General features: G+C 33.3%; 19 protein-coding genes. 5 read left to right on the top strand and 14 right to left on the bottom strand.

Annotation, left to right across the window (positions count from 1 at the left end):
• Nucleotides 1–45 precede the first annotated feature (45 nt).
• From ACFCYN_RS05980 to ACFCYN_RS05945, 8 genes are all read right to left on the bottom strand, one after another.
• Complete coding sequence (locus ACFCYN_RS05980) at nt 46–3555, bottom strand: S8 family serine peptidase (protein WP_375948145.1); 3510 nt, start codon at nt 3553–3555, stop codon at nt 46–48.
• A gap of 564 nt (nt 3556–4119) precedes the next feature.
• A complete protein-coding gene (locus tag ACFCYN_RS05975) occupies nt 4120–4839 on the bottom strand; it encodes a nucleotidyltransferase domain-containing protein (RefSeq protein ID WP_375948143.1) in 720 nt (239 codons plus the stop codon).
• A 47-nt stretch (nt 4840–4886) separates the two neighbouring features.
• Nucleotides 4887–5378 carry a quercetin 2,3-dioxygenase gene (locus ACFCYN_RS05970; protein WP_375948141.1) on the bottom strand — a complete coding sequence of 164 codons (492 nt, stop codon included), beginning with the start codon at nt 5376–5378 and terminating at the stop codon, nt 4887–4889.
• 181 nt (nt 5379–5559) lie between these two features.
• Entirely contained in the window at nt 5560–6144 is a 585-nt protein-coding gene (gene clpP / locus ACFCYN_RS05965) for an ATP-dependent Clp endopeptidase proteolytic subunit ClpP (RefSeq protein ID WP_172447178.1), read from the bottom strand.
• A gap of 30 nt (nt 6145–6174) precedes the next feature.
• Complete coding sequence (locus ACFCYN_RS05960; protein WP_375948139.1) at nt 6175–6894, bottom strand: sigma-70 family RNA polymerase sigma factor; 720 nt, start codon at nt 6892–6894, stop codon at nt 6175–6177.
• A gap of 300 nt (nt 6895–7194) precedes the next feature.
• The gene (locus tag ACFCYN_RS05955) at nt 7195–7809 is read right to left on the bottom strand and encodes a DUF6944 family repetitive protein (RefSeq protein ID WP_375948137.1); all 615 of its coding nucleotides are present in this window, start codon (nt 7807–7809) and stop codon (nt 7195–7197) included.
• Nucleotides 7810–8436: 627 nt separating this feature from the next.
• Nucleotides 8437–12729, bottom strand: a complete 4293-nt coding sequence (locus tag ACFCYN_RS05950; protein ID WP_375948135.1) for a S8 family serine peptidase — start codon at nt 12727–12729, stop codon at nt 8437–8439.
• A gap of 403 nt (nt 12730–13132) precedes the next feature.
• The gene (locus ACFCYN_RS05945; protein WP_375948133.1) at nt 13133–13756 is read right to left on the bottom strand and encodes a HEAT repeat domain-containing protein; all 624 of its coding nucleotides are present in this window, start codon (nt 13754–13756) and stop codon (nt 13133–13135) included.
• A 166-nt stretch (nt 13757–13922) separates the two neighbouring features.
• On the opposite strand from ACFCYN_RS05945, the gene ACFCYN_RS05940 reads away from it, so the two are divergent.
• On the top strand, nt 13923–14129 hold the full coding sequence (locus ACFCYN_RS05940) for a hypothetical protein (protein WP_172447173.1): 207 nt from the start codon (nt 13923–13925) through the stop codon (nt 14127–14129).
• A 170-nt stretch (nt 14130–14299) separates the two neighbouring features.
• Nucleotides 14300–15955 carry a ribonuclease J gene (locus ACFCYN_RS05935; protein WP_216854288.1) on the top strand — a complete coding sequence of 552 codons (1656 nt, stop codon included), beginning with the start codon at nt 14300–14302 and terminating at the stop codon, nt 15953–15955.
• Nucleotides 15956–15994: 39 nt separating this feature from the next.
• Here the strand turns inward: ACFCYN_RS05935 and ligD (ACFCYN_RS05930) are convergent, their stop codons facing one another.
• The 4 genes from ligD (ACFCYN_RS05930) to ACFCYN_RS05915 form a co-directional block, all read right to left on the bottom strand.
• Complete coding sequence (ligD, locus tag ACFCYN_RS05930) at nt 15995–17239, bottom strand: DNA ligase D (protein ID WP_375948131.1); 1245 nt, start codon at nt 17237–17239, stop codon at nt 15995–15997.
• Nucleotides 17240–17249: 10 nt separating this feature from the next.
• Complete coding sequence (gene ligD / locus ACFCYN_RS05925; protein WP_375948129.1) at nt 17250–18194, bottom strand: non-homologous end-joining DNA ligase; 945 nt, start codon at nt 18192–18194, stop codon at nt 17250–17252.
• Nucleotides 18195–18207: 13 nt separating this feature from the next.
• Nucleotides 18208–19044: a non-homologous end joining protein Ku gene (ku, locus tag ACFCYN_RS05920; RefSeq protein ID WP_172447169.1), complete on the bottom strand. Its 837-nt coding sequence runs from the start codon at nt 19042–19044 to the stop codon at nt 18208–18210.
• A 223-nt stretch (nt 19045–19267) separates the two neighbouring features.
• Nucleotides 19268–20506 carry an MFS transporter gene (locus ACFCYN_RS05915; RefSeq protein WP_375948126.1) on the bottom strand — a complete coding sequence of 413 codons (1239 nt, stop codon included), beginning with the start codon at nt 20504–20506 and terminating at the stop codon, nt 19268–19270.
• A 156-nt stretch (nt 20507–20662) separates the two neighbouring features.
• Between ACFCYN_RS05915 and ACFCYN_RS05910 the strand changes: the two genes are divergently transcribed.
• Both ACFCYN_RS05910 and ACFCYN_RS05905 read left to right on the top strand, forming a co-directional pair.
• Complete coding sequence (locus tag ACFCYN_RS05910) at nt 20663–21133, top strand: DUF2243 domain-containing protein (protein ID WP_375948124.1); 471 nt, start codon at nt 20663–20665, stop codon at nt 21131–21133.
• Nucleotides 21126–21896, top strand: coding sequence for a cytochrome c oxidase assembly protein (locus tag ACFCYN_RS05905; RefSeq protein ID WP_375948122.1), 771 nt, complete (start codon nt 21126–21128; stop codon nt 21894–21896). The genes ACFCYN_RS05910 and ACFCYN_RS05905 overlap by 8 nt, the downstream gene beginning before the upstream one ends.
• A gap of 467 nt (nt 21897–22363) precedes the next feature.
• On the opposite strand, the gene ACFCYN_RS05900 is transcribed toward ACFCYN_RS05905, so the two are convergent.
• Entirely contained in the window at nt 22364–22747 is a 384-nt protein-coding gene (locus ACFCYN_RS05900) for a MerR family transcriptional regulator (protein ID WP_375948120.1), read from the bottom strand.
• 139 nt (nt 22748–22886) lie between these two features.
• On the opposite strand from ACFCYN_RS05900, the gene ACFCYN_RS05895 reads away from it, so the two are divergent.
• Nucleotides 22887–23660: an SDR family NAD(P)-dependent oxidoreductase gene (locus ACFCYN_RS05895; protein WP_375948118.1), complete on the top strand. Its 774-nt coding sequence runs from the start codon at nt 22887–22889 to the stop codon at nt 23658–23660.
• A gap of 24 nt (nt 23661–23684) precedes the next feature.
• Here the strand turns inward: ACFCYN_RS05895 and ACFCYN_RS05890 are convergent, their stop codons facing one another.
• Nucleotides 23685–24902 (bottom strand): helix-turn-helix domain-containing protein, encoded by a 1218-nt coding sequence (locus ACFCYN_RS05890; protein ID WP_172447164.1) that lies wholly within the window; start codon nt 24900–24902, stop codon nt 23685–23687.
• Between the last annotated feature and the right edge of the window lie 3 nt (nt 24903–24905).

The following is a 24905-nucleotide window of genomic DNA, read 5'->3' as shown; positions in this document are numbered from 1 at the left end:
TCACCAGAGCCTTTTTGTTTTATTTTATACTTTGCAAATTTGATATTATTGTGTAACTGTTATAGTTTTAGGTGTTGTTGTAACTTTAAAACCATCTTTCGTAACAACATCTACTGTAACATAATATGTGCCATTTGGTAGATTTTTTTCTGGAGCCCATTGTGTACTAAACGTATGCTCATTTTCGAATGTTGATGAATCTACAAGGTTTCCTTTAGCATCTTTAATATTAATCGTCCAGTTTACTCTGTTATAGCCATATAGAGAAATTCTCGCAGGTTTAGATGCGCTTACACCAGTAGATGGAGAGATTCCCCAAGTTACCATCGCCATACTTTGTTTGTTATAACTTTGGTCTCCCCATGTTGTCCAAGCCATATTTCCTGCATAATCAATATATCTGAATACCATACCTTTTGGCTCTGTATTAACCGTTAGAGTCGTTACCCCTGGATTTAGTTCATAAAATGTTCCATTTACATAAATATCAGCATAGTTAAAGTCAGTTGCATTATCTGCCGCATCAAATGTAATGACATATTTCCCATCTTTTGGAGTTACCTTAATATTAGAAATTTTTGGTTCAACTGAATCGACAATCATTGGCATTTTAACTGTTTGTGGTTTAGCGTTTGGATACGCCAATGTTGTTTTAATTACATAGTAGTAAGTACCATCTGGAACGAAATTTCCTGATGTGTCTTTCATATCCCATTGATATAAGTTATATCCGTAATCTTGATTAAACATCATGTTTTTATTAAATTTCCAAGGCTCTCCGGTTCCTGTATATTCACTAAAGTTACCTAAGTATCTAAGTTGTTTGCCTTTTGAATTTTCAATAGATATCTCAGCTTTATCTAAATTACGTAAAACAGCCATTCCACCTACAATTCCCTTATCAATATAATTTGGAGAGAAAGCAATATGGTTTAAATCAAAATTTACTCCATTGTATCCTAATGGTGCCCCTCCTTCTGTACTATCATTCCAAAGAGCAGTGTATCCTGCAAACGCATCTTTTTCCCATGCAGGAGCATCAATATTTCTTGGTGCATCCCATTTCCCATTAAAGCCCATATAAGGAATTGATAAAGGTACCGCTTTCGTTGGATCCTTTGGAACAAGTCGAACAAATCCTTCAACGAACGCATTATCTCTTAAATTTCTAGGCAGGCGAATTTCTACATTTAGATTTTTCTCCTGACCTGGTTTAATTTTAAATGAAGTACCATCTGTACTAGAAACCTTTTCCCCGTTAACATAAATTGAAGCATCTTCAATTTGTTTACTGCTTAATGTTAAATAATCTTTCGAATCTAGCGTTCCATCACCATCTAAGTCAAACTGCTTCGTTTGTGTTCCATCTGTTAATAAGTCAACATTAACATTATATTCGTATTCTTCTTTTCCTTTCTTTGCTTCAAGAGACTGTACATTTAAATTAAAAATAGCTCGGTCATTTTTAATTTCTTTTAATGCAACTGCTCCAGCTTGCTCAAGTGGAGTATCTTTTCTTGTTACGATAACAGGCGTATTAATCGCATTTTGAATTTGCATTAAACCAGAACCTTGAACACGTGGTGAATAAGGAACTTCACTATTTGTTCTTGGATCCATAATGACTTTAGATGTATTCATTAATGCAACTTTAGCTTTTAATACTGTATCTTCTGAATGCTGTAATCCTTTTTCATAAAGTGACTGTAATACTAAAGCCGAGCCACCAGCAACGTGAGGTGTAGCCATCGATGTACCGCTCATCACTTCATAGCCATTACCAGGTATAGTTGAATAAATATTTCCACCAGGTGCCGAAATTTCAGGTTTAAAATCTAATGTTGGTGTTGTACCCATTGATGAAAAATAAGACATCGTTCCTTTATCAGGGTTATCTACCCAATAATCGCCTACATTTTTCATACTTAAATATTGGCCACTCGGCATCTTGCTCATTTTATCTAGTAATGCATCACCAATTACTTTACTAGTTTCTGCAGTTGGTGCTGCAGTTGGTGTTACTGGTTGAGATGCATAATCTGGCATATTTGCTGGAGGAATCATAATAATTGCTTTCGCTCCTGCTGCCTTTGCAGCAAACTGAATAGATGAAACAGTACTATATGAATTTAAAAGTTTAACAACTGCAATATAGTTCGTTTTACCCTTTGGATAATTAGCAGCTATTTTTCCTTCACCAACAAATACTAAATCATAGTTAGTATTTGGTAATAAGTTTTTAGATACTTCAAAATTATATGTTGGCCCAAATTGAGAATGATCTTTGAATGGTACAGTTAGACTACCATCAGAAATTGCATTCATATGAATTTTAGTATTTTCATAGGAAGCTACAGATATTGCGTATGGACTTACCCCTGGTGAACCTACTGTTCCAATATCTGGATCTTCCGCATATGGTCGTACTGTTGAAGGAACTAGTAAAGCCTCTGAACTATACGCAGAATTTCCAGCTGCTACAACTACTAAAGTACCCTGCTCTGTCGCCATACGAATCGCCTTTTGAATTGGATCATAATTTTCGTCTACATAACCTGCGTCAGAGCCTAAACTCATATTAATAACGTCTGCGCCCATAGTAACAGCGTGCTCAATCCCTGCGATAATATCGTCTTCCATAGCCCCGCCGCCATTATCAGAAAATACTTTTTCTGCTAAAAGCTGTACTCCAGGTGCAATTCCTTCAACTCCACCGCTTGAATCATCACCATTTGCTCCAATTGTTCCAGAAACGTGTGTACCGTGAGGACTACCTTTTGCACCAGGTATAACATTTGTATCGTTGTCTGCCCAGTCGTAACCAGATGGTACTTTATCTGAATACCAAGTTTCATTTACAGCTGTCGTCTCAGCAAACCTTTGAAATTTATCCTTTGTCCATTTTTCTTTCGCTTTAGCTTCATCTGGCAGTGTCATATCTTTATGAGTCCAATCAATACCGGAATCTACAACACCTACTAATAGACCTTCCCCTTTATAACCATATTGCTCCCAAACCTTTTGAGCTTGTACTAATTCTTTACTTGCTGCCATCGTTTCGTGGAATGTTCTAGCTACTTCTATATGTGTAACTCCTTGTAGTGACTCAACATCCTTCAAGTTCTTAAATTTTGTCTCGACACTGAATCCGTTAAATCCTTCAAAATAACGGTGTTTTAGCTTAAACGTTTCATTAGATTTAGTAGTTTTTAATTTTGAAATTTTTTCGATTACTTTGTCTTGTTTTTCTTTAAATAAAGTTCTTTTATTTTGTTTTGTTACTTCGTCATTATTTGGTTGATCAACTTCTACAATTAAATGAACAAGATCATCTGGTTTATGGTTGCCTAATTCTTCATTCTTTTTAGCAGCATCATAAATCGAGTCTTTTTGAGCTGGTTCAGCTCTCTTAACTAACATTGGTTGAACTTGTTCGTCCGCAGAAGAAAATGTAATATTATTTTTTTCAGCATAAGCTGTAAAAGATGTGAAAAGTAATGATGTTAATGCCGCAGTTGACAAAACTTTAAACGCTTTCATTTTTTCATTTTTCATTAACAACTCTCCTAAATTTATTCTAGTATTTATATAAATCCACTTTGCTTCCAAAGAGATTAATAGTTAAATAAAATGACAAACTAAAGATTTACTATTCACCTTTTTCGTGGCCATTAATAAATACAGTTAAATTTTACATCCCAAATAATTGAACGTATATTGGGGGAATTCTAATTAATTCATCTACAATATTTTTCGTCAATTAGTACTTAAATTTGTCAAATAAACTTGATAAATCTGTTTTTCTTGGAAGAATGTTAAGAATTTTGGCGAATAATTTATTTTTAGCTAACAATATAAAACTGAAAATTGGGAAAAATCTAATAAAACTAATGATAAATCAATCTAATTTTATCCGAGTTTGACGAAAAAACAGGACAAAACACCTATGAAAAACTAAAAAAAATCTCGAAAAAGCGATTCAATCGATCAAATGCACATACGAAAATCTGTACATATTTTTATAAATTTATAAAAAGTTTTAAATAAAAAAGACGTGTGAACTGATCTAACTCAGTTCATACGTCTTAATCATACTTACCTTAAATATCAATTTGTTTTTTACAATTTTCCTAATGAAAAACCTTCAAATAACTGCCCACCAAAAGGACGCAATATGTCATTAACTAATTCAATAATACGATTTTTGTTCCCAGTCGTGTAAAATAGATCAAAAGCTTCTATAAAACTATTCGCAAAATCTTCGTCATAATGCTTTAATGCGCGTACAATCCACTTTGAAGAGCCAATCCATTTACAGTGTGTTCTTAAAACGAATTCACTTACTAATTCAGCTAGTGTATTTGCAATAAATAATTCTTCTCCTCTAATAGATGAGCCAACAAAATCATTTAATGCATCTGTAATAAAATACCGCTTTAGTTTTATTGTTTCTTCTGACCATTTTGCTGGTCCATTATTTAAGAGATCATTTGCTTCTTTCTTAATATCATTCATTATATCTTCGTCTTTTAAAACAATTCCCTCAGACACCATTCTTGGCAATGAAGGCCTAGCTCTTTCATTGTCACTTTCAAAAAAGTCTTTATAAGATGTTAAATTATGCACAAAAACTTCAATATCCCATCCAAATTTAATTAATGACTCTCTATATGATGACAAGAGATTTCGATCGAAAATCACAATATCAAGATCTGATGTTTCCGTTGCCTCCCCTCTGACTACACTCCCAGCTAATAACGCACCTTGACAGTTTGGAAAATGTTTATTAATAAAAAGATGTGCTGCTTCAATTGGATTTAGTTTATTTAAATATTCCATCCTCAGTTCCTTTCTTTACTTCTTTACCTACCAACATATTATTAAATTTATAAACTCGGATAAGAAATTTTATACTTTTTTGACACCTCGATCAACTTTTGAATTTTTTCAGTTGATGGTGGATTTTCAGGCTTAATAAATGCTTTTTGAAACGGTATAGATAATTCTTTTACAAATTCATCAAAACCGGATGGATATGCAGTTACAATGAACTTAGTTTCTTCTGAGAGCACCTTAAATGTATGAGGAATACTTCGTGGGGCAAATACATAGTCTCCAGCTTTTGCAGAAATTTTTTGATCACCTATGAAAAAAGCAATCTCTCCTTCTAATACATAAAACGTTTCATCTTCTAATTCATGAATATGAAGTGGTGGTCCGCCATCTTTTTTTCCATTACAATGTAAAACACAAAAAGCCCCGTTTGTATCCTCTCCATTTACTAATATGGAAGTAAAATCATTTAAAAAGAAGTAGGTATTTTCTTCTGTAATTTTACGATGCATGAAACCTGCAATACCTTTTTGTTCAAAAGTCATTTTTTCAATCTCCTTTTGAATAGTTTAAAAGTCTATAAGTAAATCACAGTTAAACATATATTCCATAAGTATCCTAATTTATTCGTTTTAATTTAATTTAAAGCTTAACCTATTTGAATTGACCAATAAAAAAAGGCTAGCACTGCTTGCTAACCTTTCTCTTTAGTAAAATTTTATTAAGTCAATTAGTCGGGTAGAGAATTTCATCAATGATTCCATATTCTTTCGCTTCTTCCGCACTCATGAAATAGTCTCGATCTGTATCTTTTGAAACTTTTTCAACAGATTGCCCTGTTCGGTCGGCAATTATATGATTAATATGTTCACGTAGTTTTAAAATTCTGCGAGCAGATATTTCAATTTCTGTTGCTTGACCTTTTGCCCCTCCTAACGGTTGGTGAATCATGATTTCGCTGTTTGGAAGTGCCAAACGCTTACCTTTAGTTCCTGCTAGCAAAAGCATTGCGCCAAAGGACGCTGCCATTCCTGTACAAATTGTTCTAATATCGGGTTTAATATATTGCATTGTATCATATATAGCAAAGCCAGCTGAAGTCGACCCACCTGGACTATTTATATAAAGTGAAATTTCTTTATCGGGCGCATCCGCTGCCAAAAATAATAATTGTGCAACTACACTGTTTGCTACTTGATCATTAATCTCATCACCAATAATAATAATTCGATCCTTTAACAAACGAGAGTATATATCATATGAACGTTCACCACGATTAGATTGTTCTATTACATATGGAATTGTCGTCATTTAAAAATCCTCCTTAAAAGCGTTAATTGGCTATGCCGCCATGCAGAGAGTGCTTGAAGGAGATTGTTTTAGAATTGATTGGAAATTACAGAACACCATTTTAGGACTGTCAGCAATACTATCTATAGAAGGAATAGCGTGAATAAGGATAGAAGGGTCCTGAACTTCTAAAGCTATATTAAATAGTTCCTCAAGTTCTTTCCTCTCCTCTTCATTCCAATAATGTTCAACTGAATTAGATTCTTCCTCTATGTTTTTATTATCTAGGCGCTTTTTTGCCCGGTGGTGGCTAGATTTTATCGCTATTTCAGTTGATCCAATCATTTCGGCAATTTCTTTAAATTTGTATTGAAATGCTTCTTTTAGAAAAAAGATAACCGCTTGTTTTGGAGTAAAATGCTTTAGTAAGAGCTCTACACTGTTGATTTTATGATCAACTGAATGATTAACTGTAATCTGGAAAAGGTCTATATCGGGACAAACTGTTTCTTCTTTTCTTTTTCGTAAAGTATCAATCCAAAGGTTGTAAGCTATTTTACTTAATAAAGCAGAGCTCCATTTTTCATTACTATAGTATTTTACTGCCTTAAAAAAGGCTTCCTGAGCAAGATCGTCGCCATCCCATTCATTTTGGGATAGAAAATGACAATAGCGTTGTAACTTCGGATAATACTCCTTCCAATAAAATTCATCTGACCTCTGTTCCTGATTTTCTTGTTCTATACTGTGCAGTCTAAGCTTACTAGTCATTTGTGTTCACTCCTTTAATAACACTCTCTACCTTATAAACGTAATAGAAGTTTAAAAAGATACGGGGTCAAAAAGTTTTTTTATTTAATTTATGTAATAGTAAACAAAACTCTTCTATATTTATCTTTATTTTTTACTTTAAAGCATTTTAACACAATTAAGATCAGTTTTAATAACGCAAAAAAAAGCGTGAGCCATTTATCTCCGCTTTTGACTATAATTTCATGCAGGAATTAGTTGAACTTGATAAAAGACGACCGCCCTCGATAAATTAAAGTGAAAGTTCTGCTTACTTTCAGCTTAATAAGTCGCAGATTCTTCTTTTATTGCTCCAATCACTGAAATTACAGAACCAACCGCTTGGATCCAACTACCCGTTGCAACCAATAATTCAGATTGATCATTGCTGCTTTCAAGTTGGTCATCATAAAAGTAACCGAACTTTTTTTGCTTATTTTCATTCTTTTTAATACTATCTAATGCTTCTGACCATCCTATTGCTTGCATTGTATTTCCTATGATTTGTGTCAAGCCTCCTACAATGTTTTCTGACTGTCCTGGAAATGGAGCGAGTTCAACCGCTTCCCCAACATTAACACCTAACCCTAAAGCCTGTAACAAATTACCTGCAATGAATAATTTATAAGATGCTTCTTTTCGAATATCAAAAATAACGCCTGCAAAAACAGTAACATTCCCACTTGCTGTGATCTCTTTTCCAACTGCTCTAAGTATTGTCCCATCCGCTTCAGCATCAATACCATTACCGGTAGCCTGCAAAACATTTCCGATTAAAGTTAAGTCATCTCGTACACTACTTTTTAAATATTTGGACGGCGTAGAACCAATTGCAGCTGTAATTGTTCCAATCGATACAATCACTGATCCCACTATTGCTTTTGATTCGCCTCCCATTTTAACCACCAACCTGCTAAAAGAAACTTTTATAAGTAGTATTATGAGTTAAAGCCAATTTATGTGCTTATTTATATAATCTAGATTTCTACTAATAACGCTTTTTAGATGGCAATATTTTTATGTAAACTTGCTTATTCCATATGTTGAATGATTACGCTATATTTGGTTAAAAATTCCTTAAAATTAATTTAGATTCATATAAAAATAATTAATCTTTTCCCAGTTTCCCCCAAACATGAAACTACTAAACAATGTTTTTTCATCATTTCCCAACAAAATCCATTAAAACAATGTACTTAGTTGACTAATCCCTACCTGAAAATTGTCTTTTTTTGTCTGATAACTATATATATTAATTAATCTGAATATTCCTAATTAAACTAATTTACTAAAAAATATACGAGTTATATATTTAATAGTATTGTTTTAATCACTCTTATAAGAGTTAGTTTATCGTATCCGCTATTCCCTTTTTAAAACTAGCAATCTCTTTATAACGTGTTTAAGAAATACAAGTGTTACATAATTTTTAAAAAAACAAAGAGAATCTCGTTCGTTAATATTTAAAGAAAAAAATCGGTAACGATCATTGATCGTCACCGATTAAACAATACTATTATTCTATTACTCTAAACCAAGATCTGTTAAAACATCATCTATCGTTTCACCTTTGGTTTTCTTAACTGCCTTAGGCGAATTGTCAACAAATGGGTTTTGCATTAAATAGTTATTAATTACATACTGCATATCCTTCTCATCAACTACACCATCATAGTTGATATCTGCATCACGTTTATTTGTACCCCAATATGTTTGAATATATATAGCATCTTTAATGTCAATTACGTTATCCTTATTCACATCTCCACCAGGGATATAGCTATATTCAACTGGTTTAGATCCAGCTGTCACTTTACCGTCTTCTTTCAAACCAACTGTAAAGTCCTTCTTGAATGTGAAATGTCCCGGTACATCGATTGATAATGTAAATGTTTTATCTGTAATAGGTAATCTAGATGTAAAACCTGCTGGAGCTGTTGCGCTATATCCTAACGGATCAGCTACTCCGTATTCTTTACCATCGGAATCTTTCACACTAATTTTTGAACCAGCTTTATTATAGTCAAGATTTTTCATATTAATATTCCCTGCACTGTCAATTCCTGTTGCCAATCCTTCTGCTTGAACCTCACCCCTCATAAGAGAATAAGTAGGAGTAATATAGAAATAAGGTTGAATTCCTTGCGTCGTTACCTTACTATCATCTACATTCGTATAAACTGCGTTAAAGAATCTAGATGTACCAGTTGGATCATCAAATGTCATTGGACCCTTGTAGTATATATCTTTTGTTTTAAACGTCAAGTCAACTAAAGAAGTATCTCCAGTAATTCCTGTAGTCGCAAGGTCACCAAGTGCTGTTGCTGTAATCGTCATTTTAGTGTAACTAGCGTTAAAAGGTGTAGTTGTAGAAGTAACATCTAAATTTCCTTTATATGTTCCATGTGGCTTAACACTCACTACATCTAGGAACTTATTTGGATATAGGAAAGAGTATTCAGCTTTTTTCACCTTTGTTGTAACATTTTTCGATGAGAATGTTACTGTTGTTGTATCTCCCATGTTAACTCTTTGTTTATCTGCAATTGCTGAAGTATAGGCAGTTCCTTTTTTTACAAAGTAAACATCTCTAGTACTTCCATAATTTTCAACAGTTGATTTATCTCTGTCGTAGAAATCATATTGTGTAATTGGCAATGAGACTGGCCCTGCTGTTGACAATGGTATTTCTGAATTAAAGTTTCCATTTCCATCTACAGGAATATTAATTTCATTCGAATTATTTGGGTTGTAATAATACATTTTATTTTCGCCTTGTGAAGCATCAATACCTGCTGCTTGCATTTCAGCTATGTTTTTATCAAACGCATTACCTGTTACTGTAACTGTTTTGTCAGTTGCATTAGCAGTTTCAACGATTTGACCTGCTCCATAATTCATTGTAACCTTTGGTTCTTTCTCTCCATAATAAACAGGAGCGTCACTAGAGAAGGTTGCACCATTATCATTTGTACCAACCATTCGTATTTTCCATAATCCTGGGTCAATTTCCTTATAATCAAATGCAACTGGGCTATCCGGGTTTCCTGTTAACGGGTAATATTGTCCACCGTTCAATACACCTCGGAAATAATATTGAATACCCTCATCTGCAGCCATTCCATCAGCTGAGCCAAGATAACCAATTTCTTCGTTTGTTTTTGGATCAACAAGGAAGAAATCAAAATTACGCATGTGAGATTTCAGCTTGAAGTCCACGCCAATTGACCACCTTGTTGCATTACTACCCGCTTCATAAGGTACAGTGAATGCAGCTGGATCTCCTTTTACATAATCAAATCCTTCATCAACTGTATGAATAGCAAACGGTACTTTATACGTTTCATCAGGATTCTTTTGATTTGTGTACACTACATACCCTTCATAAGTACCAAGTTTAGCACTTTTAGGAACGTTGATTGTCGCATCCATATTCGCACTGCTGTATCGTTTCACTTTTATAGACGATTTCACATCTAATGTAACGCCATTAGCAGCAGCATCTTGGTCCGCTCTAGAGTCATTTGTAAAGCGTGCATCCAATGTTTGGAACTGAACTTTTACATCATATGTTTTATCTTCAGAGCTTTTATTAAATATAGTCATTGAACGTTGATCTGTAATAGCCTTACCATTAGCAGCTTGTTCGCCAAAGCTTAAAGCTCCAGTAATGTTTTTAATTGTTTTGATTCCTTTACTTGCAAGAGTAATCGTGCCTGAATCATTAGCATTACTGTTTAGTGTTTTTGTTTTGTCTTTCACTTGAATTTCAGTCCCAGCATGAACAGCTTTGTAAGGATCAACTAAACCTGCACCCACTTCATAGACACTATATTTATCATTTAATGGATCTGCAGTATTCATTAGTGTCGCCTTAATATCTGCAGGCGTCATATCTGGATGAGCTTGTTTTAATAATGCTGCTACTCCTGAGACATTCGGTGTAGCCATCGATGTACCAGATAAGCGTTCATACGCATATTGATAATCAGTTAATGGATTTCCATTGTCATCCTTATGCATATAAGAAGGTACAGTTGAGAATACAGCTACACCTGGTGCTGTTACTTCTGGTTTAATATCATATAACACACGAGATGGACCACGAGAACTAAAGTCCGCTAATTTATTACCTTGTGTAACTGTTTGGCTCATGTTACCAAATGTAAAGTCGACTGTATTTCCTTTCGCCGCTTCAGTTAAAGGTATTTTAATTTGAATATTAGTACCTTGCGCGCTGTTTATTAAAAATGTTGGAATATATCCATATACATTACCTAAGTATACATCTGATAATGTATCTCCAGATGCATTCACTAAAACAACAGCCTTTGCTCCATGTGATTTAGCTCGTTTAACAATTTCTTCAATACCTAAACTACCACGTTGAGCAATAACAATTTTTCCAGTTACATCGATTGGTATTGTATAGTTTCCATCTGAATCTCTTTTAAAGTAAGAAGTTTCTTGCCCTTGTCCTATATTTACCATTTTATACGTTTTCCCTTGAAATTCCGCTACATTATCAGTAAGTCCTTGAGCAGCAAATTTCAAGTCAGCTGGTAAATCACCAGTTGAAGATTTCGCTGTTGCTGAATAATTTGGAATCGTATTAGCAGTATCACTTGCTCCAACTGTGATTGCCAAAGGTGAATTTCCTGGAGAACCTAATGTATACATTTTATTTCCTGCATTCCCTGCTGCAACAACAGCTGTAACTCCTGAAAGTACGGCATTATTTACCGCAATTGCCGTAGGATATAGTGGATCATTATAGTCTGCTCCAAGTGACATACTAATGATGTCCATTCCGTCTGAAACTGCTCTGTCAACTCCGGCTAAAATTGCTGATGTTTGACCAGATCCATAGGGGCCAAGAACTCGATAAGCATAAAGATCAGCGTCTGGTGCTACGCCTTTTACTGCAAAGTCTGCATTGTTTTTACCTTGTCCTGCAATAGTTCCAGCTACATGCGTTCCATGCTCTGTATAATATGCTCCACCATTTGTTTCCGGTTGTCCCGATTTCTGCCAATCCGCATATGTTGTTTCCATCGGATCGTTGTCATTATCTACGAAATCATATCCGCCTTTATAAGCATCTTTTAAATCTGGATGATTATAGTCGATGCCCGTATCAATAACACCAACTTTTACTCCTTTTCCTGTATAGCCTTCTTCATGAAGCTTTTCAATACCAGGGAATGTTACCATCGTATGAGTTGAAGATTGTTGTTCAGTAGTGCTAAGTTCTTTAGTAGTTGGATCATCTAGCTTAACTTGTAAATCACTCCATACTGCTTGTACTGAACTAGATTTAAGTAATGATTTTACTTTATTTGCAGGGAGTGTCATTGCAACTCCGTTAAATGCTTTTTTATAAGAACGTTTAATTTTATAAGGATTCTTCTTTTCTTTTAACTCTTTACTAAAAATCGTTTTTAAATCTTGTTGGAATGTGTCATGTGAAGCGTCTACTTTATCTTGTGCATCTGCTTCTGAAAGAGTTGTTCCATCCGCTTGTGCAACCATGACTGCTGTATTTGCTGGCTTGTCTTTAAATTCAACAATTACAGAAGTTGACTTTTCACTTGTTAAGTCCAAATCAGGAGAAACTTGAAGCCCTTCTTTATCACTGATTTTTAATTGCTTAATAGCCTCACGTTGAGCTGGTGTAAGAGCTGATAAAACTTGTTCAACTTTTGACGTTGATTGTGCATGAACACTGTGATGAATAGAAATTGGATTAAATACGCTTGCTACAAGCCCTGTTGTTACCGCTAGGGTCGTAACATTTTTTTTGATTCTCTTTTTCATTTTCCCCCATCTTCCTCTCTCTCTCTTGATAGTTTTTATTATATTGAGATTTGACAGGATTTTAGGTTTTACAAATTTTATCAAATACAAATTTTTTTATAATTCGAATATTTTCAACAAAAAAGGATAAGAAAACAGAATGAATAAGTATGAAACTATCATTTTTTGTCAAAAAATGCATTTTTTTCTAATGCACAATTCTAATTACCTAGTTGATTTAATCCCCCCTAGCCTTTTGTATCATCTTACAATGTTGCTTTCACATTACTATTCTCAGTTTATCAACGAAAACAGGCAATTTATGAACAAAGTTTCTGTTATATCAACAAAAATAAGTACTTTATCAATAAAGTTCACCACTTTATCAACAAAGTACACATTTTGTTCGTTTCATTTAACAAGTTCAGCCAAGCTTTTTAATAACCTTTTCAACTCGTTTTCTTTTAGACTCTTTTTCAATATCACCTAGTCTAGAAGTTATTGTTTCAATAAATAAATTTTTATTTTCTTCATAAATAATAGACATAGATTTCTCAGCATACATCGGTAGCTGATTAATTGGACTTTTAACTAATTGTTCAATCAGTAGCTTAAAGGCCACTTCTTCATACGCCTTAAAAGAACATAGTTTAATAAGGATATTTACAACTTGATCCTTCGTAATGACTGAACCTTTGTCACCCGCTTGAATGATTTGTTCGATATGAGAAAATATTATATCAGGGACATCATTTGTAATACTATTTATAGCGGTCATTGTTCCCCATTGAAGTCTATTGTTTTTACTATTTAATAGTGAAAACAATTCATTTGTATAATCACTTAATAAAGAAGGTTTACGATCACCGATTTCATATAAAACTTTTATACAATCATTTTGGATGTTTTTATTTTTATTAAAAAGGTGTTCAATCAACTCTTTTACTGCCTCTTTATCATTATGCTCCACAACTTGCGTTGCTAACTCGATGTTTGGCTCTTCGTCTCTACGGTCTAAAGCACTTGCTAATTTCTCTATTACTGTCATTCATCTTCCACCTTTCAAGTTGAACTTTTTCTATTAGTATTTATCAGTATGTACCGTGGCTCAGGCTAGTACACGACTTATGCAATTTAATTAAGTCTATTGATTAAAATACTAAATACATAATTTCTAATGAAGAAACCATCCTATTGTGAGGAGGTGTTTAAAAATGTCCGAACCAATACAACCAGGGAATAAAAAACTTCCCGATTTCGACGAATTAAATGATCGAATTATTGCTGAGCATGGTACAACTGGACCGACATTAGTCATAAAAACGAATTTGGATCCAAAAGATTCTACTGAAGATAATCCTTATTATCGAAACGAAACGCATACACCTAAAAAACCATTTAAAAATTATTTTGAAGAGTAATTCGAAAAGTGAGTCGGTTTGAAACGACTCATTTTTTTTTGCACATACCATCGCTTGAATGATTTTAACTCTTCCGTACATACTAAGAAAAATATGGCAATTTCTAGAGGGAAAATGTTTCTACTTCTCAAAGTACTAGGAGGAATAAGATTTTGAGTCCAACAAAAAGTATGCTATCAGTCTTTGCCCTGGGCGGTATCAATGAAATTGGAAAGAATATGTATGCCATTCAATATTTAAAAGAAATCATTCTAATAGACTGTGGTTCGAAATTTCCGGACGAGAGTTTATTGGGTGTTGACTTGATCATTCCAGATATAACTTACCTAAAAGAAAACCAAGAGAAAATTAAAGGCTTATTTGTTACGCACGGTCACGAGGATCATATCGGAGGAATCCCATACCTTTTAAAGCAACTAAATATTCCAGTTTATGCTTCTAGATTAACACTAGGATTAATCGAACTAAAATTGAAGGAACATGGACTCCTTGGTGAAACAGAACTAATTTTAATAGATTCTGATTCAATTATTAAATTTGAACACTTTTCAACTTCATTTTTTAAAACGAATCATAGTATACCCGATTGCTTAGGGATTGTATTTGAAACGCCTGAAGGTACAGTTGTACACACCGGGGATTTTAAGTTTGATTTAACTCCTGTAAATAATCAATATCCAGATATTCATAAAATGGCTGAAATCGGTAGTAAAGGTGTTTTATTACTATTATCAGAGAGCACAAACGCTGAAAGGCCAGGCTCAACACCATCTGAACGGATTGTTGGTGAACATATAATTGATGCTTTTATGAAAGCAAAACAGCGTGTGATTATTTCAACATTCGCTTCGAATGTACATAGAGTTCAGCAAATTGTTGATGCATCGGTTATCACAAATCGAAAGTTAGCTTTACTCGGAAGAAGTATGATTAACGTAGTTCAAGTTGCTATGGAGCAAGGCTACTTAACCGTTCCAGAGGGTCTTTTGATTGATACTGATGAAATTAATAATTTTGCACCTGAAGCCATTACAATTTTATGTACAGGTAGCCAAGGAGAACCTCTTGCCGCTCTTGCTCGATTAGCTAGCTCTAGCTTTAGAGGTGTTGATGTTTATCCTGGTGATACTGTGATTTTAGCTGCTTCTCCAATACCAGGTAATGAGCGAAGCGTTTCGCGAATTATCGATAATTTTTACAATCTCGGAGCAAATGTTATATATGGCTCAGGAAGTTCAACAGGTATGCATGTATCCGGACATGCATACCAAGAAGAGCTTAAACTCATGTTAACATTAATGAAACCAAAATACTTTATTCCAATTCATGGCGAATATAGAATGCTTCATCATCATCGTGCACTTGCCGAATCTGTTGGAGTAGAACGCAAAAATATCTTTATCATTAAAAACGGCGATGTTGTCGATATTTTACAATCAGAGGCAATTCAAAGTCGAAGAATACCAGCAGGAAATATTTACGTAGACGGAATGGGAATTGGTGATGTTGGTAACATCGTATTAAGAGATCGAAAACAACTTGCTGAAGATGGCATGCTTGTAATCGTCATTACGATTAATAAGGCTGAACGAAAAATAATCTCTGGCCCTGATACAATTTCAAGAGGATTTGTTTATGCTCGTGATTCTGAAAGCTTACTAAAGGAAGTAAATAAAATCGCCATATCTTCTGTAAAAGAATTACTTGATGAAAACAAACTCCAATGGGGCGTTATGAAGCAAAATATTAAAAAATCCCTTGGGCAATTTTTATTTACTAAAACAAAGAGAAAACCAATGATTTTGCCGATTATTATTGAAATATAAAATCAAAAAAACTCCCTTCGCATTTTATTTAGGGAGTTTTTACTTTAATTGGCTTTCTTTAATTTTAGAAATTAAATTCACTAATGAAATATTTTCTTGCTCAAAATAGTCTTCCATTGGGCAAGGACTATTTTCTAAGCGATTTAAGACAAAAGGAATTGTAAAAGTTTCAATTTTTAATTCATCATTTACCTCATCCCAAAAAAGAGGAGTTGCAACTGTCGGTTTCTCCTTCCCCCTCGTTGAATATGGGCAAATAATTGTTTTTCCTTTTGCATGCTGTACATAATCAATATAAAGACGGTTGTTTCGATTTTTCTTTAATCTTTCTATTGTAAAATCATCTGGAAATTTCTCAATTAAATAATGTGCAATAAAAGAAGTAAATACTCTTGTATCATCATAGGTTAGTGAATTTTCTTTAATCGGAATATGAACTTGAATCCCCTTACTTCCTGACACTTTAGGATAGCTTTTTATTTGAAACGAATCAAAGATTAATTTCATTTCTAATGCGGCTTTTATTGCTAATGAAAAAGCATCTGTACTCGGTGGATCCAAATCAAATACGATTTCAATTGGATTGTCCGCTTCATATGTTTGAAAAGGGATATGGTACTCAATTGCCAATTGATTCCCTAACCAGAGTAAGGTTGATACATCATTACAAATAATAAAATTGTTTCCTTCTTGTTCTTCCGTTTTAATAAAACTTGGGGCATAATCTGGACAATTTTTTTGAAAAAAAGATTCACCTTCTATTCCATCAGGGAAACGAATCGTTGTTAATAACCGATTTTTCAGAAATGGAAGCATGTAAATAGCTATTTGTGCTAAATAGGATAAAAAACTCTCCTTATTTATATAAGGACTTTTCCAAATTACCTTTTCCGGACTTGTGAGTGTTAGTTCTTGCTCTACAATTAGATTAGTTAACAGCAGGCCATCCCAAGTACATTCTTTCCATGCTTGCTGTAACTGAAATGATAAAAATTTTGCATTTTTTAATTTTTCATTTACAATGCTTTGAAACTCCAATTCAATACAAATCCCAGGATCCACATTAATTAAATTATTATCGGTCCCCTTTTTATTAGCTTCTATAGCTTGAATCAAAATGCGCTTTTCATCTTCACTAATTCCTTTGTAGAAAGAGCCAATTTGTACAATATCATTTCCTTTTATGACCCCAACTAAGAATTTCTCTAGCTTTAAATCAAATCCTAAAATAAAGAAAAGACCTATATAATTTCGATCTCGTTTACTAAATACGGATTTATTCATTCCTTGCCCTCTAATCTGAAAAAGTACAATCTTTAGGATCTTTATCAACAAACGCTTGAATACTTGGTTGTCTTAATGAATGTCCTTCAGTCCATTCAATAAATTGAACTTTAACCGTTAACAATGGCTGGATCCATTGAATTTCTTTTATTCTTTTTGGCTGATTACTAAACGAATTTTTTTCAATTTTGAATGATTCAATTACCGTCGTAAGATCTTTCCAGTCTGAATTCGTTAATTTTCCTGTTCCAACATGTCCAATATAGACGAATTCATTTTTCTCATTATAAAGCCCAACTAAAACTGAGTTAACAACACCTGACCGATATGTTACCCCGCCAATTACAGCTATAATATCCTTATAATTTTTTACTTTTTGCCAAGCATCGTTCTTGCCGTTAATTAAATATTTGCTAGTGAGTTTTTTACATACAATTCCTTCTAAACCATGTTGTTTCGCGACATCAAATAATGCAACTCCATCTGTATTGCTTGGAACTACTTGTATGTGCTTGTTTGGCTTAATTACATCTGATAATAGTCCCTGTCTTTCTTGTAATGGCAAATCAGTTACCCATTCACCATTGTAAAAAAGAATATCAAATATCATATAGAAAATTGGTACGGCTTCAATAGCTGAATCGATTCGGTCCAGACGTCGAATTCCATCTCTACGCATAACCTCATGAAAAGATGGATTGCCGTTTTGATCTAAAGCAATGACTTCTCCATCTAAAATGATTGACTGAGCAGCAGTATAAGATTTTAGATTCGTTAGTTCTGGAAATATGTTTGTACGATCATTTAATTTGCGATTAAATAATTTAACTTCCGTCCCATCAAAATATGTTAGGATCCTTACTCCATCCCATTTTATTTGTGAGATCCATTCGGGACCAATAGGAACTGAATTAGTGGCAATTGGTTCAAAAGGAAAAATTGGATTTAGCTCCATTACTGCCTCCTATTTAACTCGTTGCCTTTTTTGGAGCTCTTGTCTTAGGCTTTTTCTCAAGGGTTGCTTGACCCTTTGTTCGATCAATACTAGCTTGTAATGCCGACATTAAATCAACAACATTTTTTTGTTCAGCTGGTTGCTCCTGGCCTGTTGCTATATAATCATTTTTATTTACTTTTTCAGAGATTAATTGCTCCAACGCCGTACGATAAGTATCAGTATAGTTTTCAGGGCTAAAAGTCGTCGTTAATTGTTCAACTAGCATCATTCCTGCCTGTAACTCGCGCTCTGCCAATCCGGCTTTTTCAGGAACACCGCCTGGAAGGCTTTCAATTGCTCTAATCTCATCTGGAAAATGTAAAGTTTCAAGTATAATTGCGTTTTTATAAGGTCTAATAGCAGCTAAATGCTGTTTGCTTCGAATTGTTATTTTAGCAAGGCCGATTTTTTTACTTTTCTTCAATATTTCTGAAAGCAACGCATATGCCTTTGTTCCCCCAGCATCTGGACCAATATAATATGTTTTATCGAAATACACAGGATCGATTTCTACAAGCTTAACAAAATCAATTATTGATACAGTTTTCAGCTCAAATTCTTCCTTTAACTTATTAATTTCCTCTTCAGTTATTTCTACTACCCGACCATTCGGTGTTTCAAAAACTTTAATAATTTCTTCTTGAGTTACCTCTTCATCACAACTAGCCACTTTTTTATATGAAATCGGTGTTTTACAATCCTTATGGTATTGGCGAAACTTAATATCCTTATCCTCAACAGCAGAAAATAATTTAACAGGAATCGTTACTAAACCCATACTGATCGTACCCTTCCAAACTGTATGCATACGTTCACTACCTTTATCATTTTTAAGAATAGCTTTTGTTAAAAGAAAAGGTTTAATTCAATTAGCTCTATTTAGCAATTTTTTTAAACTCGATAAAAGTAGAATTAAAAATATCACTATAAATTAGTGAACTTACTTATGAAACCTCTATGAGTAACTTCAATTTTCAATATTGAATTTTATCTCAATACAAAAGAAAAAGTTCACTATAAATTAGTGAACTCTACTTGTTACCTTGTGTCGCTGGTTCTTGTTCTTGTTCTTGTTTTGGTTTAATAAATTTTATCGCTAAAATAACGCCAATTACAGCTAAAATAATTGATAAAAATAACATATAGTTGTCTGGCTTTTTCATTAAAAATGCAAAGGTTGGCGGTCCTGCAGCTACACCTACGAATCGTAAAGAACTATATAAAGATGTAATCGTTCCTCTTTCTTCTTTTTCAATTCCCTCTGTTATTAATGCATCTAAGCTTGGTAGTGACAATCCAATTCCCACTCCACTTATTAATAAGCTCGTAATAATCATATAAATACTTTTCATGAAAATAGGAATTACAAAAGAAAGGCTAATAAGAATGAAGCCAATGACGATACACTTTTTCATTGCCTCTTTTTGGTTTCCAATTTTTTTACCTGTCTTATATGATGTGTATGATAATGCTGCCAAAGGAATTGCCAATACGCAGCCTTTTAAAATACCAATAATTTGATAACGCTTCTCTAAAATTGAAGATAGATAAAAAAGCATTCCAAATAAAACGAACATTATGATGGCACCTAAAATAAATGTTGTATAAAGCCATTTACCATTATTACGAAATATTCTCCGGATTGATCTTATAAATAATTTTAATTTTTTCTTATCTTTCTTTCCTTTTGGTTGTTGTTTTGGAGGTTTTACAAATAATAAAATTAAAATAATTGAAATAAGGCATAGCAACGGAATTGTTAAAAATGGCAAAAACCAAATGACTGCTGCTAATACTGACCCAAGTATTGGACTTAGTACTTTCCCAAAAGTATTGGATGTCTCAACTAAACCTAGTCCTTTACTAACTTCTTTTTCATCTTTAAACATATCCCCTACACATGGAATAACTACTGGCATTGCCCCTGCTGAGCCGATTCCTTGAACAATTCTACCAACAATCAACCACATATATGGATTTTCTAATTTCCAACATACCCATCCGGCAATAGTTCCACCAATTCCAGCAATTATTAAACTTGGAATAATAACTTTTTTCCGTCCAAAAAGATCTGATAAATAACCTGCTATAGGAATAAGAATAATCGCGAAGACTGAATAAACAGTAATAATCATCGATACTTTGAATCCTGATATATTTAATTGTTGTTCTAATTTTGGTAGTACGGGAATCAACATTGAATTACCTAAAGTCATTACTAGAGGTACTGTAGATAGAGCCCATAAACTCACTTTCTGTGTTTTATTCATACAACCTCCGCATTAAAGAAACTAAAAACAATCACAATCTTCATTTTCCCCAAGTATTGTATTTCGTTCGATTGTAATTTTTACTAATTACGATTTGATAAGTAAATGAAAGGGTAAAATGTAAAAAATACCATTTTAGAAAGTGAGCAATTATTTATGACAATTCAAACTAATACCTCAAATCATTATTTACATCTAAATCTATATTCAGGCGTTTTATTCGGACTTGGGTTGGTGGCATTTTTTGATGAGGTGGTTTTTCATCAACTTCTTCACTGGCACCACTTTTACGATAAGTCAACTACTAGTGTAGGGCTAGTTTCAGATGGGCTATTTCATGCTTTTAGTTGGTTTGCAACAATTGCATCTTTATTTTTGTTTGCAAATTTAAGAAGAAAAAAAGCGCTCTATCTTAAAAGATGGTTTGGAGGTTTGTTACTTGGAGCAGGAATTTTCCAGCTTTATGATGGAACCGTTCAGCATAAATGGTTTAAACTTCATCAAATCAGGTATAATGTTGATCCTCTTCCTTACGATTTAACTTGGAATATTACTGCCACTGTTATGACTTTGATCGGTATCATTCTACTATTTAAAACGCGAAACAGAAGTGGTCAAATTGAATAATAAATTTTTTCATTACTTTCATTTGAATTCATTTGAATTCCTTATTACCTTGCTAATAACACTTTTAATTTTTAGTTATTTATTGGCTGCAACGAATAATAAAAAAAATGAATGGCCAAAAACTCGTTCAATATTATGGGTAACAGGAATGCTTTGTATATTAGTTTCTGTTACTGGGCCAATTGCAGACTTAAGTCATCATCTGTTTGTTTTCCATATGATTATGCACTTATTGCTAGGAATGTTGGCACCTTTTTTTATAGCTTTATCTCGACCAATCACTTTATTACTGATATCACTACAAATTAAACATGCTAGACGTTTATCGCGAGTTTTGAGAAGTACCCCAGTCCAACTATTAACTAATCCTGTTAGTACTTTGATTTTAAACATTGGAGGACTCTGGGTTCTTTACACTTCTCAAGCTTTTTATTTATTTCATAACAATCTAACTCTGTTAATACTTTTACATATTCATTTGTTTTTAGCGGGATATTTGTTTACAACTTCAATTATTTCAATCGAACCAACCTCCCATAAATACAGTTTTATTTTTCGTTCATTTATTATGGTCATTGCACTAGCTGGTCATGATATTTTATCGAAATTACTTTTTTCGAACGGGCTAGATCATTCTTTTAATGATGTTCAATCTGGAGCAGTGTTAATGTACTATGGAGGGGACTTTATCGACTTGTTAATAATCATTGTACTTTGTTTTAATTGGTATAAAGCAACTGCTTTTACTAAACAAATGCGTTAACTAAATGGACTTGATTACCACCCATACGTTTAAAATAATTGCACAAAATAATAGTGCATTAAAAAGGAGTATCATTTTTAATTACTGCAAATGCTAACGCAGCATCTGACTCTACGGAGCTAGAACCAAGCTACGAACATAATAATAAACATATAAAACGTGATTTTAAAAATAATTTTAAAGATCCGAACCACGTTATGCATAATACAAAAAATACAGTAAAAGAAGATTATTATAAAGCGAAAAATAATATCAAAAATACAACAAATGACATGTTAAATACCAACAATAATGGAGTAACTAATACCTAAAATGATGGTAATTATTATTGAAACCATACTCCTACACCTGTTGCTAATAACTTAAACACGACAACTACTGACTTATTCAAATTATGGATGGTTTGGACTTCTTGGCTTAAGAAAACGAGAAAATGCGTAATAAAAATAAAACCTTATTGATACCGATCAATAAGGTTTTATTTTTTTGCTGCTATTCTTTTGAATTAATTCTTTATATGAATAGATTTTTTGCTCTAGCATTTGGTTCGTTTCATTTAACGTTTTTAACTGATTTTCGATTGACTGTTTATGCTCCACTAATAATTCTAATCTAGCTAGCGAGGTGTGATCACCTTCTGTATATAAATGTGCATATTCTTTAATTTTATTAATGGGCATTTGTGTTTCTTTTAACTTTAGGACAAATCTTAACCACTTAATATGTGATTCAGAATATAATCGTTCACCATTAGTAGTTCGATCTGGAAGTATGATATTTTCTTTTTCATAATATCGTAATGTATGAGTGCTTATTCCTAACGCCTTAGCAACTTCTCCAATTGAGTACATAGTGACCTCCATTTATAGCAATAATATTTAAGTAAAAAACAGTTTGACTTAGAGTTTACTCTAACCAGTATAATGAATCTGTAAATGTTACACAACTAATTTAATTTTAGTATAAACAAGTTTATGAGGAGGAATTAAAATGAAAAAATATACTGTTATTACAGGAGCGAGTTCAGGAATTGGATATGAATCGGCACTTGCATTCGCTGCTCGTGGTAAAAATTTAATCGTTGTTGCACGTAGAACGGAAGAGCTTGAAAAGTTAAAATCTGAAATCGTAAAATTAAATGCTGATCTCGATGTTGTCATTAAAACCGCTGATTTGTCTGTTGTTAAAAACGCGTATGAGTTATATGCAGGGCTTAAAGAATATCAAATTGAAACTTGGATTAATAACGCAGGCTTTGGGAATTTTGCTTCAGTTGGAGAACAAAATTTATCAAAGATTGAGAACATGCTTAATTTGAATATTGAATCTTTAACGATTTTAACTTCACTATATGTACGTGATTATTCAACAGTAGAAGGCACACAAGTAATTAATATTTCATCAGGTGGTGGATACACGATTATTGGAAATGCCATCACATATTGCGCAACTAAATTTTATGTTAGTGCTTTTACAGAAGGACTTGCCCATGAATTAAAAGAGCAAGGTGCAAAAATGAAAGCAAAAGTTTTAGCACCTGCAGCCACTGAAACGGAATTTGCGAAAGTATCATATGATTTAGAAGAAAATATCAAATTTGAGGGAGTTCTACCAAAATATCATACTGCCAAAGAAATGGCTGGTTTCATGTTGGACCTGTATGACAGTGAAAAGGTAGTAGGAAAGGTTGATGGAATTACATATGAATTCCAATTATTAGATCCACTCTACCCTTATGCTTCAAGACTAGAAAGACAGGACTAATCGGGAAGGGCAATCTCTTTGCCCTCATGTATCCCCTACGCCCTGTCCTAATAAATGTGGATATTTAGTAGCCCTGTATTCTGTAGGGCTACTTTTTATATATTTTTTAAATATACGACTAAAGTAATTTGAATCTTGAAAACCAATTCGGGTCGCAATTTCTTGCATGTTTAAATCAGTCATTTCTAAATAAAAAATCGATTTTTCGATTCTAAGTCTATTTAAGAAATCGATTACACTTGTTCCAATTTCTTTTTTGAACAGATGACTGAAATGATACTTACTTAAACAACAATATTGTGCAATTTCCTCAAGCGTGATACTTGATTGATGATTTTCCATAATATATTTTGTTGCTTTTTTAATGATCGGTGTCATTTGATTATTAAAGGAGTTAAATATTTGGACTGTTAACCAATACGCATATTCACAAACCTTTTTCACGAATTTATCATAACGAATAATATGATACAGCTCTTGAATTATTTGTGCATTTTTGGACATTATGAGTGTTGCACTCACCCCGGACTCTACAACAACTCTTGAAATTAACATGATTAAATCGACTACTTCAGTCTTAAATACATCTTCATTTAATCTACATGCATTCGCTACTTTATCAAGAAATGTATTTAACTGTTTTACGACCCCATCTTCGTCACCCATTCGAACAAGTGCTAGTAATTCAATTCGGTCTTCGGTTGAAAGTGACCTTAATCTATTTTCCTCCACAGGTCTAATTCCACTATGAAAAATCAGCTTGTTCCCTTGGAAAAAACGACCTGACATCGATTTTCTTGCCTCTTCAAATGAATGGAATAAAAGATGCGGATCACTGTATTTTTTACCAATACCAATAGAAACCGTAATCTGAATAGATTCTAACGAATTTTGAATAGCTTCTGCCATACTAAAAATCTTTTTATTGAATTCTAACTCACTATCATTCTCTTCAAGTTCAATTAAAAGAGCAATTACCCCTTCTTCTATCCAATTCCATAAATAAGGAACTTCTATCGTTTTCTCAAGTTGATTAATGAGCTTATGGCCAATATCTTTTTTCCATTGCACTGGGCTTTCTAATACTAAATCAGGATAACGATCGATAGAAATCACCATTACAACATTCGGACAAGTATTAACGCCACATCTTTTTTGAACCTCATCAAAAGTTCCTACATGGACAAGTGTGCCAGAGAGTAACAAATTTGAAAAAGCTGATTGTGTGGCATTTCGATTCATCTT

It is taken from the genome of Gottfriedia sp. NPDC056225 (assembly GCF_042267765.1).
Classification (GTDB): domain Bacteria; phylum Bacillota; class Bacilli; order Bacillales; family Bacillaceae_G; genus Gottfriedia.
Note: the sequence above shows the minus strand (reverse complement) of the source record. Positions and strands in the feature narration are given on the sequence as shown.

What these genes read in the sequence shown, in the direction of transcription:
- ACFCYN_RS05980 (WP_375948145.1), bottom strand. Translation starts at nt 3,555, where the DNA reads ATGAAAAATGAAAAAATGAAAGCGTTTAAAGTTTTGTCAACTGCGGCA.
- ACFCYN_RS05975 (WP_375948143.1), bottom strand. Translation starts at nt 4,839, where the DNA reads ATGGAATATTTAAATAAACTAAATCCAATTGAAGCAGCACATCTTTTT.
- ACFCYN_RS05970 (WP_375948141.1), bottom strand. Translation starts at nt 5,378, where the DNA reads ATGACTTTTGAACAAAAAGGTATTGCAGGTTTCATGCATCGTAAAATT.
- clpP (WP_172447178.1), bottom strand. Translation starts at nt 6,144, where the DNA reads ATGACGACAATTCCATATGTAATAGAACAATCTAATCGTGGTGAACGT.
- ACFCYN_RS05960 (WP_375948139.1), bottom strand. Translation starts at nt 6,894, where the DNA reads ATGACTAGTAAGCTTAGACTGCACAGTATAGAACAAGAAAATCAGGAA.
- ACFCYN_RS05955 (WP_375948137.1), bottom strand. Translation starts at nt 7,809, where the DNA reads ATGGGAGGCGAATCAAAAGCAATAGTGGGATCAGTGATTGTATCGATT.
- ACFCYN_RS05950 (WP_375948135.1), bottom strand. Translation starts at nt 12,729, where the DNA reads ATGAAAAAGAGAATCAAAAAAAATGTTACGACCCTAGCGGTAACAACA.
- ACFCYN_RS05945 (WP_375948133.1), bottom strand. Translation starts at nt 13,756, where the DNA reads ATGACAGTAATAGAGAAATTAGCAAGTGCTTTAGACCGTAGAGACGAA.
- ACFCYN_RS05940 (WP_172447173.1), top strand. Translation starts at nt 13,923, where the DNA reads ATGTCCGAACCAATACAACCAGGGAATAAAAAACTTCCCGATTTCGAC.
- ACFCYN_RS05935 (WP_216854288.1), top strand. Translation starts at nt 14,300, where the DNA reads ATGCTATCAGTCTTTGCCCTGGGCGGTATCAATGAAATTGGAAAGAAT.
- ligD (WP_375948131.1), bottom strand. Translation starts at nt 17,239, where the DNA reads ATGAATAAATCCGTATTTAGTAAACGAGATCGAAATTATATAGGTCTT.
- ligD (WP_375948129.1), bottom strand. Translation starts at nt 18,194, where the DNA reads ATGGAGCTAAATCCAATTTTTCCTTTTGAACCAATTGCCACTAATTCA.
- ku (WP_172447169.1), bottom strand. Translation starts at nt 19,044, where the DNA reads ATGCATACAGTTTGGAAGGGTACGATCAGTATGGGTTTAGTAACGATT.
- ACFCYN_RS05915 (WP_375948126.1), bottom strand. Translation starts at nt 20,506, where the DNA reads ATGAATAAAACACAGAAAGTGAGTTTATGGGCTCTATCTACAGTACCT.
- ACFCYN_RS05910 (WP_375948124.1), top strand. Translation starts at nt 20,663, where the DNA reads ATGACAATTCAAACTAATACCTCAAATCATTATTTACATCTAAATCTA.
- ACFCYN_RS05900 (WP_375948120.1), bottom strand. Translation starts at nt 22,747, where the DNA reads ATGTACTCAATTGGAGAAGTTGCTAAGGCGTTAGGAATAAGCACTCAT.
- ACFCYN_RS05895 (WP_375948118.1), top strand. Translation starts at nt 22,887, where the DNA reads ATGAAAAAATATACTGTTATTACAGGAGCGAGTTCAGGAATTGGATAT.
- ACFCYN_RS05890 (WP_172447164.1), bottom strand. Translation starts at nt 24,902, where the DNA reads ATGAATCGAAATGCCACACAATCAGCTTTTTCAAATTTGTTACTCTCT.